A 13,326-nucleotide genomic window follows, 5' to 3' on the forward strand; every position below is an offset into this window, starting at 1 on the left:
TTTCCGGGAACTGCCGGGGGAAATTCAGTGCTAGCACTGAAAAACGTTGCCCTGGGCTATTCGGCCGAGGTATTCGGTGATTGCGTCGACCTCGAATTGCCCGTCGGATGGAGAGCGCTATGGACGTCGGAATCGTCGAGAGAAACCCGGAAGCACCGCCGAGGGTGCCGGCGCCGCCGGCCGGACGGGAAGCGCCGGTCGCGGCACTGACCCGTGACGCGGGCTCCGATCGGGCGGCCGCGGCCCGCCTGGAGGAGATCCGCGAGTACTTCCACGACCAGTACTCCCAGCGCGACGTCGTCGCCCGCACCGCGACCAAGTCCGGGCAGCACGTCGACTGGGTGCCGGCCGAGTCGCAGACCCCGGACGGCGGGCCGCTCGCGGCCGCACCGCCGACGGCGTCGGTGCCGGAGGCCGACACCGCCGCCCCGCTGAACGGGATCGAGGCCGGTCCGCCGGGCACCGTGCCGCTGCTGCGCAAACCGGTCGAGACCCTGCGTCCGGCCGGCACGCTCCAGGACTACCTCGCGAAAGGACCCCGGCAGAAGGCGCTACCCCCGCCGGACGCCCTCGAGGCCCCGGCCGTCGCGGTGCCCGCGGTCGCGGCCGCCGTCCACAAATACGCGCACGCGGCCCAGTGGGTCACCTGTTACGGCACCGAGGGATACATCAACACCTGGAAGCCGTACGTGCAGTGGTCCAACGAGTTCTCGCTCGGACAGCTCTGGCTCGCGCGCGGCTCCGGTGCCGGCCTGCAGACCGTCGAGGCCGGGGTGCAGGTGCTCAAGGACCTCTACGGCGACTGGGAGCCGCACGTCTTCATCTACTACACGACCTGCGGATACACCCGCAGCGGCGCGAACGTCGGCGGGTACAACACCGACGTCGGCGGGTTCGTGCAGGCGTCCACGACGGTGTTCCCCGGCATGAACGTCGCGCTCAGCGTGCCCGGTGGGCCGGCCTACGACCTGCGGCTGAAGGTCCAGCTCTTCGACGGCAACTGGTGGATCCAGGTCGGCGACCAGTGGATGGGCTACTACCCGGCGTCGCTGTACAACGCGGCCGGGCTGCAGTCGCAGTCCGACCTGGCCGACTGGGGCGGCGAGATCGTCGACGACTCGGCGACGCACCCGGAGCCGACGAAGACGTGGATGGGCAGCGGTGCGTTCCCGCCCGGTGGTTTCGGCTGGGCCGCGTACATGCGCAACCTGGCCTACCAATCGGACCCGGCGGGCACGATGACGCCGTTACAGGGGGCTCCGTCGGTGACGAATCCGGCGTCCTACGACATCGTGACCGACTTCAGTGGTACATCGACGTGGGGATCGAACTTCTACTTCGGGGGACCGGGAGGCGTCTGAGCGATGACGAGCGACGACGAGCGGCCGGACGTCATTCCCTCGGCGGTCGATCCGGAGATCGAGTGCGTGCGGATCGACGGCCCGGTGGCCGCCGCCCCACCGGGCGGACGCCCGGACGAGCCGGGGCCGTGCCCGGAGGGGTACGTGCCCCGCCGTCGTCGTCGGCCGTACGGCCTGGACGGGAAGTCGGTGCTCACCGGCCGTCCCCCTGAACAGAATCCGGCTCCGCCGCCGGAGTGAGCCGTCCGCGCTCGACCGCCGGTATCTCACACGGGGAAGGTCACGCCGGTGAGGTCCTCCGACACCGCCCAGAGGCGCTGCTGGACCGCCACGTCGTAGGACTCGGCGCTGGACGTGACCAGCCGCGGGCACCCCCGGACCTCGCCGACACCCTGCGGGCCGTAGTACTGGCCCCCGAGGACGGCGGGGTCGGCCGCGGCCCGCAGGGTGGGCAGCGCGCCCATCGACGGCTTCTGCGTGACCATCGAGGCGAACGGGGCGAGCGGCCGGCGCACGACCGCCGGGGAGTTGCGGATCAGCTCGGTGTCGGACATGCCGGGATGCGCGGCTACCGCGGCGGTCGTGCCGTGCGGGGCGAGCCGCCGCTGCAGCTCGTAGGTGAACATCAGGTTGGCCAGCTTGGACTGCCCGTAAGCGGTGATCCGTCCGTACGAGCGGGTCAGCTGCAGATCGTCGAAGTGGATCGAGGCCCGGATGCGGTGGCCGACGCTGCTGACCGTGACGACCCGCGAGCCGGGTACCGGGAGGAGCCGGTCGAGCAGCAGCCCGGTGAGCGCGAAGTGGCCGAGGTGGTTGGTGCCGAACTGCATCTCGAAGCCGTCGCGGGTCGTCTGCTGCGGCGTGTACATCACCCCGGCGTTGTTGACCAAGAGGTCGATCTGCTCGTGCCCGGCGCGGAGGGCGGCCGCGGCGTCCCGGACGGAGGCGAGCGACGTCAGATCCAGCTCCTGCACGGTGACGTCACCGTGCATCTTCGCAGCCGCCTGTTTGCCCTTCTCGGTGTTGCGGACGGCCAGCACCACGCGTGCGCCGTGCTCGGCCAACGCCCGGGCGGTCTCGAACCCCAGACCGGTGTTCGCACCGGTCACGACCGCGGTGCGTCCGGTCTGATCGGGGATGCTCTGCTCGTTCCACATGACGTCGTCTCCTAAAGAACCGCCGGTCTCTTACGATTCCGACGTTAAGAGACCGGCGGTCTGATGTCAAGAGACCGTCGGTCTTTAAGCTAGGGTGAACTCATGACGTTCCAGCGGGCGCGCAGCGAGGAGCAGCGTGAGGTCCGGCGCCAGGCGATCCTCGACACGGCGGCGGCGATGCTCGGCGAGATGCCGGTGGCCGACGTGAGCCTCAACGAACTGAGCCGTCGGGTCGGTCTGGCCAAGTCGAACGTGCTGCGGTACTTCGAGTCGCGCGAGGCGGTGCTGCTCGCGCTGCTGGACGACTTCATGCGGTCGTGGCTGGCGGAGCTCGACGGCGAGCTGGCCGCCGACCTCGACCCGGTCCTCCCGGCCGAGGTGCGGTCGGAGCAGCTGGCCGAGGTGCTCAGCCGGACGCTGGCCGGCCGCGTGGCGCTGTGCGACCTCGTCGGCGCGCAGGGCGGCGTTCTGGAGCAGAACGTCTCCGCCGAGGTGGTGCGGGGTCACAAGCGGGCCCTTCTCGCCCACCTCGCGACGATGGTCGGCCTCGTGCGCCGTGCCGTGCCGGAGCTCGGCGAGGGCGCCCAGCTGGTGTGCCTGCAGGCCACGGTCATGGCCGGGGCGTTGTCGACGTACTGTTCGCCGACGCCCGCCGTGCTCGCCGCCTACGCGGCCGAGCCCGAGCTGGCCGTGCTCCAGTTCGACCTGCGTGAATCGCTGCGGGTCGCGATCGTCACGGCCATCCTGGGCGCGCTTCCGCGTCCGCCCGGTGGGTGATGTCGAGATCGGCGGGACGACTCCGAGGTAGCGGTGAAACCGTTCCGAACGGAGGAAGTCATGACCACGATCACCGCACCCCGCGTCCGACCGGCCGGGCTCCTGCTCGCCGGCGCGCTGGCCGGCCCGCTGTTCTTCGCCTCGGCCGTCACCCAGATGCTCACCCGCGACGGCTTCGACCTGACCCGGCACCCGATCAGCCAGCTCTCCACCGGCGGCCTCGGCTGGATCCAGATCGCCACGTTCGTCGTCGCCGGGCTCGGTGTGCTCGCGCTGGCCGGGGCCCTGAGCAAAACCGAGACCGCGCTCTCGATCCTGATCGGCATCTTCGGTGCCGGGCTGATCGTCTCCGGACTGTTCACGATGGACCCTCAGTACAACTTCCCGGCCGGCACCCCCGACGGCCCGGTGGATCACCTGTCGTGGCACGGGATCGTCCACGCGACCGCCGCGCTGATCACGTTCACCGCGCCGGCGATCGCCGCGATCGTGCTGGCCGTCCGGTACGTCCGACGGCGTTCGGCGCGGCTCGCGGTGCTGAACGGTGCCGTCGCGCTCGCGCTCCTGTTGCCCTTGCCGTCGGTGTCGGTGAGCATTCAGATCGCCGTTGCCGGGGTCGTCGCGTTCACCTGGACGACGGTCCTCGCGCTGAGCCTGATCGACGGAGGAACACGATGAAGTACCTGGTGCTCGGTTACGCGCCGGTCGCGGAGTGGGACGCCACCGACACCCCGTCCGAGGAGGCGCTGGCCGCCTACGCGGTGTACGCGCAGTTCGAGGCGGAGCTGCGGGCCACCGGGGAGTTCGTCACCAGCGAAGGTCTCGGTCACCCGGCGGTCAGCACGACGATCCGCCGCACACCGGACGGCGTCGTGGCCACCGACGGCCCGTTCGCCGAGCTCAAGGAGGTGCTGGCGAGCTTCGCGATCATCGACGTCGTCAGCTACGACCGCGCCGTCGAGATCTGCTCGCGGATCGTCGAGGCGCTCGGCGAGCCGCTCGAGATCCGTCCGATCATGCCCGAGGATTTCGCCGGATGACCCCCGACGTCGAGCACCTGCTGCGCCGCGAGGCGCCGCAGGTGCTCGGCGCGCTGGTCCGCCGGTTCGGGCGCTTCGACTTGGCGGAGGACGCCGTGCAGGAAGCGCTGCTGGTCGCGAGCCGGAGCTGGCCGGCCGACGGCATTCCGCAGGACCCGCGGAGCTGGCTGATCCGGATCGGGTACCGCAAGATGGTCGACCAGCTCCGCGCCGATCAGGCCCGGCGGCGGCGCGAGGTGCTCTACCAGGAGCCCTCCGGTCCGGTCTCCGCGGCCGACGACAGCCTGACCCTCCTGTTGCTGTGCTGCCATCCGGTCCTGTCCGCGGTCTCCCAGGTCGCGCTCACGCTCCGCGCGGTCGGCGGTCTGACGACCGCGGAGATCGCGCACGCCTACGGCACCACCGAAACCACGATGGGGACGCGGGTCAGCCGGGCGAAGCAGGCACTGGCCCGGGTGGACGCCCGCTTCACGCTGCCGACGGATTCCGACCGGCCGGAGCGGATCGCGGCCGTGATGCAGGTGCTGTACCTGGTCTTCAACGAGGGGTACACGGCGTCCGGCGGCGCGGCGCTCGCCCGGGTCGACCTGACCCGGGAGGCGATCCGGCTGACCCGGCTGCTCCACGCGTCCGTCCCGGACGACGGAGAAGTCGCCGGCCTGCTCGCGCTGATGCTGCTCACCGAGTCCCGGCGGACGGCCCGGACCGGCGCCGACACCGCGCTGATTCCGCTGGACGCCCAGGACCGGAGCCGCTGGGACGCCGGCCTGATCCGCGAGGGCACGGCGCTGATCGACGGGGTCTGGGCCCGGTACGACGTCGGTCCGTACCAACTGCAGGCGGCGATCGCGGCCGTGCACGCGTCCGACCGGGCCGACTGGCCGCAGATCGCGGCCTTGTACCTGGCGCTGGAGCACCTCCGGCCCACCGCGCCGGTGCGGCTCAGCCGGGTGGTGGCCGTGGCCAACGCGTACGGGGCCGCACAGGGCCTGGAGCTCCTCGACGATCTCAACCACCGGTTCGCGCTGGACGAGGATCCGCTGACCCGGCACCGCGAGCGGGCCGTCCGCGCCCACCTGCTCGAGCTGACCGGCGACCACACCGGCGCGGCCGCGCTCTACCGGGAGGCCGCGACGCTGACCCGCAACGAGGTCGAACAGCGGTACCTCCGCGACCGCGCCGATCAGCTGGCCTGACCGCCGGGGGCGACTCACGTCCGGACGTCGGCGACCTCCCGGGCCGGTTCCGCGACGAGCCCCGTGCCCTCCACGTCGACGTTCGGCAGACGCCGGTCCAGCCAGCGCGGTAGCCACCAGGCCGCCCGGCCGAGCAGCGAGAGCACGGCCGGCACGATCGTCATCCGGACCACGAACGCATCCACCGCGACGCCGAACGCGAGCGCGAAGCCGAGCGACTTGATGATCGGCTCGTCGGTGAGGACGAACCCGGCGAAGACGCTCATCATGATGATCGCGGCCGCGCTGACCACCCGGGCACCGTGGCTGACGCCGCTGATCACCGCGGCGTCCGGCGAGGCGCCGTGCACGTACTCCTCGCGGGCGCGGGTGACCAGGAAGACCTCGTAGTCCATGGCCAGGCCGAACAGGATGCCGATCAGGAAGATCGGCATCAGGCTGACGATCGGCCCGGTGGTGTCGAGGCCGATCAGGCCGGCGAACCAGCCCCACTGGAACACGGCGACGGTCGCGCCGAACGTGGCCGCGATCGAGAGCAGGAAGCCCAGCGTCGCCTTGAGCGGCACCGCGAGGCTGCGGAACACCAGCGTGAGCAGGACGAACGCCAAGCCGACGACCACGGCCAGGTACGGGACGAGCGCGTCGGTGAGCGTGTCGGAGACGTCGATGCCGAGTGCGGTGGGGCCGGTGACGGCGAGCGTGGCGCCCTCGGGGTCCGGGAGCGCGCGAATCGTCTCGACGAGATCCTTCGTGCTCTCGTCGCTGGGGCCGCCCGCCGGGATCACGGTGAGCACCGCGGTGTCGCCGGCCGGGTTGACGGTGGGCGGGGTGACCGTGACGACGTCGTGCAGGCCGGTGAGGAGGCGGTGCGCCTGCTCGGCGGCGCTGTCGGCCCGGCCCTCGCCGGCCCGGCCCTCGCCGGCCTCGACCAGGACGACGAGCGGGCCGTTGAAGCCCGCGCCGAAGCCCGCGCTGAGCTGGTCGTAGGCCTTGCGCTGGGTGGTGGCGGGAGAGGCGGTGCCGTCGTCGGGCAGCGCGAGCCTCAGATCCAGCGCGGGCACGGCGGTGAGCGCGAGCAGCCCGGTGGCGGCCAGCACCACCGCGACCCGGTGCCGGACCACGGCCCGCCCCCACCGCTCCCCGAGAGCCGCCCGCCCGGCCCGGTGCTCCCAGCCGCTGCCGGGGCCCTGGCGCCGGCCGCTGCCGAGGCTCCGGCGGCTCCGGCGGGGGAGCACCCTCGTGCCCGCGAAACCGAGCAGCGCGGGCAGCAGCGTCAGGCTGATCACGACGGCCACCGCGACCGTGGCCGCGGCGGCCAGGCCCATCGTGGTGAGGAAGCTGATGCCCACCACCGACAGTGCGGCCAGCGCGATCACCACCGTGAGACCCGCGAACACCACCGCGGACCCGGCGGTGCCGATCGCCCGCCCGGCGGCCTCCTCGCCACTGCGGCCCTGTCCCAGTTCGTACCGGTACCGCGACAGGATGAACAGCGCGTAGTCGATCCCGACGGCCAGCCCGAGCATCAGCGCGAGCGTGGACGTGGTCGCGCTGAGGTCGAAGAATCCGGTCGCGATCTGGATTCCGAGCATTCCCAGCCCGATCCCGATGAGCGCGGTGAGCAGCGGCAGGCTCGCCGCGACCAGCGACCCGAACGTCAGCACGAGCACCACCGCCGCGACCACGACCCCGAGGATCTCGCCGACCGGCGCCTCGCCGCCCCCGGCCACGGCCGACCCGGCGAACTCGACCCCGACGCCGGCCGGCTCGGCGGACCGGCCGGCGCCGAACAGGGCGTCCCGGGCGTCGTCCGTGAGATCAGCCGGGGGGACGTCGTAGGTGACCGTCGCGTAGGCCGTCCGCTGATCCTTCGCGAGGATCGCGTCGGTCACCGCCGCGACGTCCGGAAGCGCACGGAGCTCCGCGACCGCGTCCTCGATCGCCGCCTGCTGCCCGGCCGAGCCGGACGACGTGAACACGACGTTCGCCGACGCGTTGTCCCCGGACCCGGTCCCCATCTTCGTGCTGAGGACGTCCATGGCCCGCGACGACTCGCTGCCCGGGATCGAGAACCCGTCTTCGGTGGGGCCCGACAACGTCGCCGCGCCCAGACCGGACAACACCAGCAGCAGGGCCCAGACGAGGGTCGTCCGGCCGCGCCGGCGATAGGAGAACCGGCCGAGCCGGTAGAGGAGAGTAGCCACGCTCCGACGATCGCGATCACGGGACGCGGCGTCGTCCTGCCGCTGCGGACCGGGCACTACTACACCTGCGGTATCCGGCCGGCGGGACGCTACCGCGGGTGAAGGAGGTGTGGTCCTCCCGCCCGAACTACTGTCGGCCGGGATGACGCGGCACCGGGCACTACTGGGAGATCTGCTGCTCGCGGCGCTGATGAGCTTCCTCGCTCTGCAGGCCGAGCAGCCCGTCGACATGCCCTGGCGGGTGCCGCTCGCGGTACTCGGCGTGGCGGCGATCCTGGTGCGCCGCCGCTTTCCGCGGACGACGCTGGCGGTCGTCACGATCGTGGTGTCGGTCGGGGTGGCCTTCGGCCTGCTGTTCCCGGCGCTCGCACTCGCGATCGGCGTCCTCCTGTACGCGGTCGTGCTCGACCTCGACGGGAAGCGCCCGTGGCCGTACGCGATCGTCGCTTCGGCCGCCGTGTGCGTCCCCGGTCTGGTCCTGCACTTCCCCGACTGGTGGGGGCTGAACTCGCTCGCGGTACCGGTCTGGATCTTCGGCGGAGCGGCGATCGGGGACGCGACCCGGTCGCGGCGCGCCTACATCGCCGAGGTCACCGAACGTGCGCGCCAGGCCGAGCTGACCCGCGAGGAGGAGGCCCGGCGGCGGGTGATCGACGAGCGGCTGCGGATCGCCCGCGAGTTGCACGACGTCGTCGCGCACCACATCGCGGTGATCTCGGTCCAGGCCGGGGCAGCCACCCACGTGCTGCGCCGCGACCCGGAGCAGGTCTGGCCGGTGCTCACGCACATCCGGCAGGCCGCAGACACCGTGCTGACCGAGATCCAGTCCGTGGTCGGCGTATTGCGCGACCCGAACGAGCTGGCGAGCACGGAGCCGACGCCGGGCCTGGACCGGCTGCCCGCGCTGCTGGAGGACTTCCGGGTGATGGGGTTCCGGGTGTCGTGCCGGGAACACGGCGACACGCGCGAGTTGCCGGCGATGACCGACATCACCGCGTTCCGGATCGTCCAGGAAGCGCTGACCAATGCGCACCGCTACGGGGACGGGACGGCGTCGCTCGATCTCACGTTCACCGAGGAGGAGGTCCAGGTGGAGCTGACCAACCGGATGCGCCCGTCGGTCCGGTCCGGACCGGGCTCGGGATTCGGCCTGATCGGTATGCGCGAGCGCGCCGCTGCGGCCCAGGGCACGCTGGTCACCGGGCCCACGCCGGACGGCCGGTTCCGGGTCCGGGCGGTGCTGCCCGCGGCGACCGCCCCGTGATCCGGGTACTGCTCGCCGACGACCAGGCGCTCATCCGGGCCGGGTTCCGGATGATCATCGACGCCGAACCCGGGCTGGAGGTCGTTGGTGAGGCCGCCGACGGCCGGGCCGCCGTCGATCTCGCCCACACCGCGATGGCCGACGTCGTCCTGATGGACCTGCGCATGCCGACGATGGACGGCATCGAGGCCACCCGGCGCATCGGTGCCGACGACCGGCTGGCCGGTGTCCGCGTGCTCGTCCTGACGACGTTCGAAGAGGACGACAACGTGGTGCACGCACTGGAAGCCGGGGCCAGCGGATTCCTCGGGAAGAACGTGGCACCGGACGACCTGGTCGCCGCGATCCGCGTGGTCGCCGACGGTGAGGCGCTGCTGTCCCCGCGCGCCACCCGGGGGCTGGTCGCGCGGTTCATCGCGCAGCGCCGCCCGGAGGCACCGGAGTACCCGGGCCTGCGCTACCTCACCGACCGCGAACGCGAGGTGCTCGCGCTGGTCGCGCACGGTCTGTCGAACGACGAGATCGCCGCCCGGCTCCTGGTGTCGCCGCTGACCGCGAAGACCCACGTGAACCGCGCGATGACCAAGCTCAGCGCCCGGGACCGGGCCCAGCTGGTGGTCGTGGCGTACCAGAGCGGCCTGGTGCAGCCCGGCGAACCTCTGGCGTCGCCGGATCCCGACCGGCCGGGAGCCCGGTGACGCGGACGCTGCGGCCGGCTCTTGACACGAAGTAAACACTGAGCAATTCTCGGTTCCGCACTACTGACCTGATCCAGGCGTTCGTAAGTATTTAGCCGATCAGAAGGTTGTGAACCGATGGCTGACGCCGTTGTCATCTCGGGTGATCGCCAGGACCAGTTATCCGGCGTGCGGTCGCGGGCCGCGCGCCTCGGCGCCGGGCTGCGCTCGCTGGGCGTCGGGCCCGGTGATCGGTACGGCATCCTCATGCGCAACGAAACCGGCTTCCTGGAGGCCAACCTCGCCGCGCAGGCGATCGGTGCGGTGCCGGTGCCGATCAACTGGCACTGGACCGGGGCCGACCTCGCGCACCTGCTGGCCGACAGCGGCGTCACGGTGGTGGTCGGCCACACCGATCTGCTGCCGGCCGTCGAGCGGCTCGCAGCGCCGCACGTGCGGCTCGTGGAGGCGCCGGTGCCGCCCGAGGTCGCGCGGGCCTACCGGCTCGGGGACGTGCCGCTCACCGGGCGATTTCCGACCACCACCGAGCTCGTCGACGGGCATTCCGAAGCCGCGGGCGGCGCGGCACCGCCGATGTCGGTGATCTACACGTCCGGCACCACCGGCCTGGCCAAGGGGATCCTGCGGGAGCCGGTGACCGACGCGGCGGCGCTGCTCGGGCTCCTGCGACGCGTGATGGGGTTCGCCCCGGGCGGTACGACGCTGCTGCCGGCACCGCTGTACCACTCGGCCCCGAACGTCGCCGCCACGTTCGCCGCCGCGATGGGCCTGAACCTGGTGATCCTGCCGCGGTTCGATCCGGAGGAGTTCCTGCGTGCCGTCGAGGGGCACCGGGTGACGAGCGTCCAGATGGTGCCGACGATGTTCGTCCGGCTGCTGCAACTGCCCGGCGAGGTGCGGGCGAGGTACGACGTGTCCTCGCTGGAATCGGTCGTGCACGCGGCCGCGCCGTGCCCGCCCGAGGTCAAGCGGGCGATCATCGGCTGGTTCGGGCCGATCGTCAGCGAGTACTACGGCGGCTCCGAAGGCGGGACCTGGGTCCACTGCGACAGCGCCGAGTGGCTGGCCCACCCGGGCACGGTCGGCAAGCCGGTGCTCGACGCGCGGATCAAGATCCTCGGTCCCGACCGGAGGGAGGTGCCGGTCGGACAGATCGGCGTCATCTACGGCCGCTCGCCGTCGGTCTGGCCCGACTTCACCTACCTCAACGACGACGCCAAGCGGCGGGACATCGATGCCGGGGACGGGTTCATCACGGTCGGAGACGTCGGCCGGGTCGACGCGGACGGCTTCCTGTACCTGACCGACCGGCTGAACGACATGGTGATCTCCGGCGGGGTGAACATCTATCCGGCCGAGATCGAGGCGTGTCTGTCCACGCTCGACGGGGTGGCCGATTCGGCCGTGTTCGGCGTCCCCGACCAGGATCTCGGCGAGGTGGTCGCCGCCCACGTGCAGGTCCGGCCCGGCCGGACGCTCTCCGAGGCGGACGTGCGGGAGCACGTCGAGCACAACCTGGCCAGGTACAAGGTGCCCCGGGTGGTGGCGTTCGAGGCGGAGTTGCCGCGCGAGGACTCCGGGAAGCTGTTCAAGCGCCGTCTCAAGGAGCGGTACCGGAACGGCTCACCCGGGCCGGCCGGACCGCATGACGACGAAGGAGCCGGACATGACCGAGCGGGTGGTGGTAGCCGGGGTGGGGATGATCCCCTTCAGCAAGCCCGGCCGCAGTGAGAGTTACGACGTCATGGGCGCCGAGGCCGCCCGCCGGGCACTCGCCGACGCCGGCGTCGGCTACGCGGCGGTCCAGCAGTCCTACGTCGGGTACGTCTACGGCGACTCGACGTCGGGCCAGCGCGCGCTCTACCACCTGGGGAGGTCGCAGGCGCCGATCCTCAACGTCAACAACAACTGCTCGACCGGATCGTCGGCGCTGTGGCTGGCCCGCCAGGCGGTCGCGAGCGGCACGGCCGACGTCGTGCTGGCACTGGGCTTCGAGCAGATGACGCCGGGTGCGCTGAGCGCGGTGTACGCGGACCGGCCGGACGTGCTCGGGGCGTTCGCCGAGGTCCGCGACGAGGTGGCGGGGGTCCCCGACCCCGGCGTCCCGATGGCCGCCACCTACTTCGGCGCCGCGGGCGCGGAGTACGTGCGCAAGCACGGCATCGACCCGGAGGTGTTCGCCCACATCACGGTGAAGTCGCGCCGGCACGCCGCGGCGAACCCGTACGCGGTGTTCCGGGCGCCGCTGACGCTGGACGAGGTGCTGGGCTCCCCGCACGTCTACGGTCCGCTGACCCGGTTCCAGTGCTGCCCGCCGACCTGCGGTGCGGCCGCCGCGGTGGTGGTCTCGGACGGGTACGCGAAGGCGCACGGCCTGCGGTCCGACGTCGTCGTCGCGGGTCAGGCGCTCACCACCGACCCACCGTCCACGTTCGAGGGTGACCTGGCCAACCTCGTCGGTTACGACATGGCGGTCGCGGCGTCACGGCAGGTGTACGAGCAGTCGGGCATCGGACCGGAAGACGTCCGCGTCGCCGAGCTGCACGACTGCTTCACGACGAACGAGTTCCTCACCTACGAGGCGCTGGGCCTGACCCCGGAGGGCACCGCGGAGAAGTTCGTGCTCGACGGTGACAACACCTACGGCGGACGCGTGGTGACGAACCCGTCCGGTGGCCTGATCTCGAAGGGCCACCCGCTCGGAGCGACCGGCCTGGCCCAGTGCGCCGAGCTGGTCTGGCAGTTGCGCGGCCGGGCCGAGGGCCGCCAGGTCGACGGCGTCGACGTGGCGCTGCAGCACAACCTCGGGCTCGGCGGCGCCTGCGTGGTGACCATGTACCAGAAGGTGGACGCCTGATGGCGTCGCTGCTGGTCAGCCGCAGCCGGTTGCGGTTCTTCGCCGAGGCGACCGGCCAGACCGACCCGATCTACGTGGACCTGGACGCGGCCCGGCGGGCCGGGCACCGCGATCTGCCGGTGCCGCCGACGTTCTTCTTCGGCGTCGACCTGGAGGAACCCGACCCGTTCGGCTACCTGGCCGGGCTCGGCGTGGACCTGCGGTCGGTGCTCCACGGCGAGCAGGAGTTCGTCTACTCCGAACTCGCCTACGCCGGGGACGAGCTGACCACCACGCCGGCGATCGTCGACGACTACGAGAAGAAGGGCGGCGCCCTGCGGTTCCTGGTGCGCGAGACCCCGGTCACGAACCAGCACGGGCGCACGGTCGCCACGATGCGCTGCACATTGGTGGTGCGGACGTGAAGCTGGAGATCGCGCCGATCTCCCGGACCACGCTCGCGCTGTTCGCGGGCGCCTCCGGAGACCACAACCCGATCCACGTCGACCTCGACGTCGCCCGATCCGCCGGGCGGGACGACGTGTTCGCGCACGGGATGCTGTCGATGGCCTACCTGGGCCGGCTGCTGACCGACCACTTCCCCCAGTCGCGGCTGCGGTCGTATCGCGTGCGGTTCGCGGCGATCACGCCGATCCACGGGCAGCCGACGTGCACCGCGGTCGAGCGGGAGCGGCACGAGGGGCTGGTGACCTTCGATCTCACGGTCGCGCTCGCCGACGGCACGGTGACGCTCTCCGGTGAGGCAGTCGTCGCACTCGATGAGAGGTGAATC

The 13,326-nt window shown here is 71.8% G+C and carries 14 protein-coding genes; 12 read left to right on the plus strand and 2 right to left on the minus strand.

The genetic code is table 11. From position 1 onward, the window contains the following. The first annotated feature begins 119 nt into the window (after positions 1-119). Both ACIBZJ_RS36940 and ACIBZJ_RS36945 read left to right on the plus strand, forming a co-directional pair. A complete protein-coding gene (locus tag ACIBZJ_RS36940; protein ID WP_395938187.1) occupies positions 120-1,361 on the plus strand; it encodes a neprosin family prolyl endopeptidase in 1,242 nt (413 codons plus the stop codon). A 3-nt stretch (positions 1,362-1,364) separates the two neighbouring features. After that, positions 1,365-1,601: a hypothetical protein gene (locus ACIBZJ_RS36945; protein WP_395938188.1), complete on the plus strand. Its 237-nt coding sequence runs from the start codon at positions 1,365-1,367 to the stop codon at positions 1,599-1,601. A gap of 26 nt (positions 1,602-1,627) precedes the next feature. On the opposite strand, the gene ACIBZJ_RS36950 is transcribed toward ACIBZJ_RS36945, so the two are convergent. Then, positions 1,628-2,518 (minus strand): SDR family NAD(P)-dependent oxidoreductase, encoded by an 891-nt coding sequence (locus tag ACIBZJ_RS36950; RefSeq protein ID WP_395938190.1) that lies wholly within the window; start codon positions 2,516-2,518, stop codon positions 1,628-1,630. Positions 2,519-2,620: 102 nt separating this feature from the next. On the opposite strand from ACIBZJ_RS36950, the gene ACIBZJ_RS36955 reads away from it, so the two are divergent. Genes ACIBZJ_RS36955 through ACIBZJ_RS36970 form a run of 4 tightly spaced genes read left to right on the plus strand, consistent with a single transcriptional unit; the run spans position 2,621 to position 5,531 of the window. Continuing rightward, complete coding sequence (locus ACIBZJ_RS36955) at positions 2,621-3,295, plus strand: TetR/AcrR family transcriptional regulator (protein ID WP_395938192.1); 675 nt, start codon at positions 2,621-2,623, stop codon at positions 3,293-3,295. A 60-nt stretch (positions 3,296-3,355) separates the two neighbouring features. Next, complete coding sequence (locus ACIBZJ_RS36960) at positions 3,356-3,973, plus strand: DUF998 domain-containing protein (RefSeq protein WP_395938194.1); 618 nt, start codon at positions 3,356-3,358, stop codon at positions 3,971-3,973. Beyond that, complete coding sequence (locus ACIBZJ_RS36965; RefSeq protein WP_395938196.1) at positions 3,970-4,335, plus strand: YciI family protein; 366 nt, start codon at positions 3,970-3,972, stop codon at positions 4,333-4,335. The genes ACIBZJ_RS36960 and ACIBZJ_RS36965 overlap by 4 nt, the downstream gene beginning before the upstream one ends. Then, positions 4,332-5,531, plus strand: coding sequence for an RNA polymerase sigma factor (locus tag ACIBZJ_RS36970; RefSeq protein ID WP_395938198.1), 1,200 nt, complete (start codon positions 4,332-4,334; stop codon positions 5,529-5,531). The genes ACIBZJ_RS36965 and ACIBZJ_RS36970 overlap by 4 nt, the downstream gene beginning before the upstream one ends. A gap of 14 nt (positions 5,532-5,545) precedes the next feature. Here ACIBZJ_RS36970 and ACIBZJ_RS36975 read toward each other — a convergent pair whose 3' ends face one another. Further along, the gene (locus ACIBZJ_RS36975) at positions 5,546-7,735 is read right to left on the minus strand and encodes an MMPL family transporter (protein ID WP_395938200.1); all 2,190 of its coding nucleotides are present in this window, start codon (positions 7,733-7,735) and stop codon (positions 5,546-5,548) included. Between the two features lie 142 nt (positions 7,736-7,877). Here ACIBZJ_RS36975 and ACIBZJ_RS36980 point away from each other — a divergent pair, with 142 nt between their 5' ends. The 6 genes from ACIBZJ_RS36980 (at position 7,878) to ACIBZJ_RS37005 (ending at position 13,323) form a co-directional block, all read left to right on the plus strand. Beyond that, positions 7,878-8,999 (plus strand): sensor histidine kinase, encoded by a 1,122-nt coding sequence (locus ACIBZJ_RS36980; RefSeq protein ID WP_395938202.1) that lies wholly within the window; start codon positions 7,878-7,880, stop codon positions 8,997-8,999. Continuing rightward, positions 8,996-9,697: a response regulator gene (locus ACIBZJ_RS36985; protein WP_395938204.1), complete on the plus strand. Its 702-nt coding sequence runs from the start codon at positions 8,996-8,998 to the stop codon at positions 9,695-9,697. Before ACIBZJ_RS36980 ends, ACIBZJ_RS36985 begins: the two co-directional genes overlap by 4 nt. Positions 9,698-9,814: 117 nt before the next feature. Continuing rightward, the gene (locus ACIBZJ_RS36990; RefSeq protein ID WP_395938206.1) at positions 9,815-11,428 is read left to right on the plus strand and encodes an AMP-binding protein; all 1,614 of its coding nucleotides are present in this window, start codon (positions 9,815-9,817) and stop codon (positions 11,426-11,428) included. Further along, positions 11,364-12,554, plus strand: coding sequence for a lipid-transfer protein (locus ACIBZJ_RS36995; RefSeq protein WP_395938208.1), 1,191 nt, complete (start codon positions 11,364-11,366; stop codon positions 12,552-12,554). The genes ACIBZJ_RS36990 and ACIBZJ_RS36995 overlap by 65 nt, the downstream gene beginning before the upstream one ends. Beyond that, a complete protein-coding gene (locus tag ACIBZJ_RS37000; protein WP_395938209.1) occupies positions 12,554-12,958 on the plus strand; it encodes a MaoC family dehydratase N-terminal domain-containing protein in 405 nt (134 codons plus the stop codon). Before ACIBZJ_RS36995 ends, ACIBZJ_RS37000 begins: the two co-directional genes overlap by 1 nt. Further along, positions 12,955-13,323: a MaoC/PaaZ C-terminal domain-containing protein gene (locus tag ACIBZJ_RS37005; protein ID WP_395938211.1), complete on the plus strand. Its 369-nt coding sequence runs from the start codon at positions 12,955-12,957 to the stop codon at positions 13,321-13,323. The genes ACIBZJ_RS37000 and ACIBZJ_RS37005 overlap by 4 nt, the downstream gene beginning before the upstream one ends. Positions 13,324-13,326 lie beyond the last annotated feature (3 nt).

The organism is Cryptosporangium sp. NPDC051539, assembly GCF_044454545.1.
GTDB lineage: Bacteria > Actinomycetota > Actinomycetes > Mycobacteriales > Cryptosporangiaceae > Cryptosporangium.

Bases quoted from the DNA above. Each gene is read 5' to 3' on its own strand.
- ACIBZJ_RS36940 (WP_395938187.1), top strand. From the start codon at position 120: ATGGACGTCGGAATCGTCGAGAGAAACCCGGAAGCACCGCCGAGGGTG.
- ACIBZJ_RS36945 (WP_395938188.1), top strand. From the start codon at position 1,365: ATGACGAGCGACGACGAGCGGCCGGACGTCATTCCCTCGGCGGTCGAT.
- ACIBZJ_RS36950 (WP_395938190.1), bottom strand. From the start codon at position 2,518: ATGTGGAACGAGCAGAGCATCCCCGATCAGACCGGACGCACCGCGGTC.
- ACIBZJ_RS36955 (WP_395938192.1), top strand. From the start codon at position 2,621: ATGACGTTCCAGCGGGCGCGCAGCGAGGAGCAGCGTGAGGTCCGGCGC.
- ACIBZJ_RS36960 (WP_395938194.1), top strand. From the start codon at position 3,356: ATGACCACGATCACCGCACCCCGCGTCCGACCGGCCGGGCTCCTGCTC.
- ACIBZJ_RS36965 (WP_395938196.1), top strand. From the start codon at position 3,970: ATGAAGTACCTGGTGCTCGGTTACGCGCCGGTCGCGGAGTGGGACGCC.
- ACIBZJ_RS36970 (WP_395938198.1), top strand. From the start codon at position 4,332: ATGACCCCCGACGTCGAGCACCTGCTGCGCCGCGAGGCGCCGCAGGTG.
- ACIBZJ_RS36980 (WP_395938202.1), top strand. From the start codon at position 7,878: ATGACGCGGCACCGGGCACTACTGGGAGATCTGCTGCTCGCGGCGCTG.
- ACIBZJ_RS36990 (WP_395938206.1), top strand. From the start codon at position 9,815: ATGGCTGACGCCGTTGTCATCTCGGGTGATCGCCAGGACCAGTTATCC.
- ACIBZJ_RS36995 (WP_395938208.1), top strand. From the start codon at position 11,364: ATGACCGAGCGGGTGGTGGTAGCCGGGGTGGGGATGATCCCCTTCAGC.
- ACIBZJ_RS37000 (WP_395938209.1), top strand. From the start codon at position 12,554: ATGGCGTCGCTGCTGGTCAGCCGCAGCCGGTTGCGGTTCTTCGCCGAG.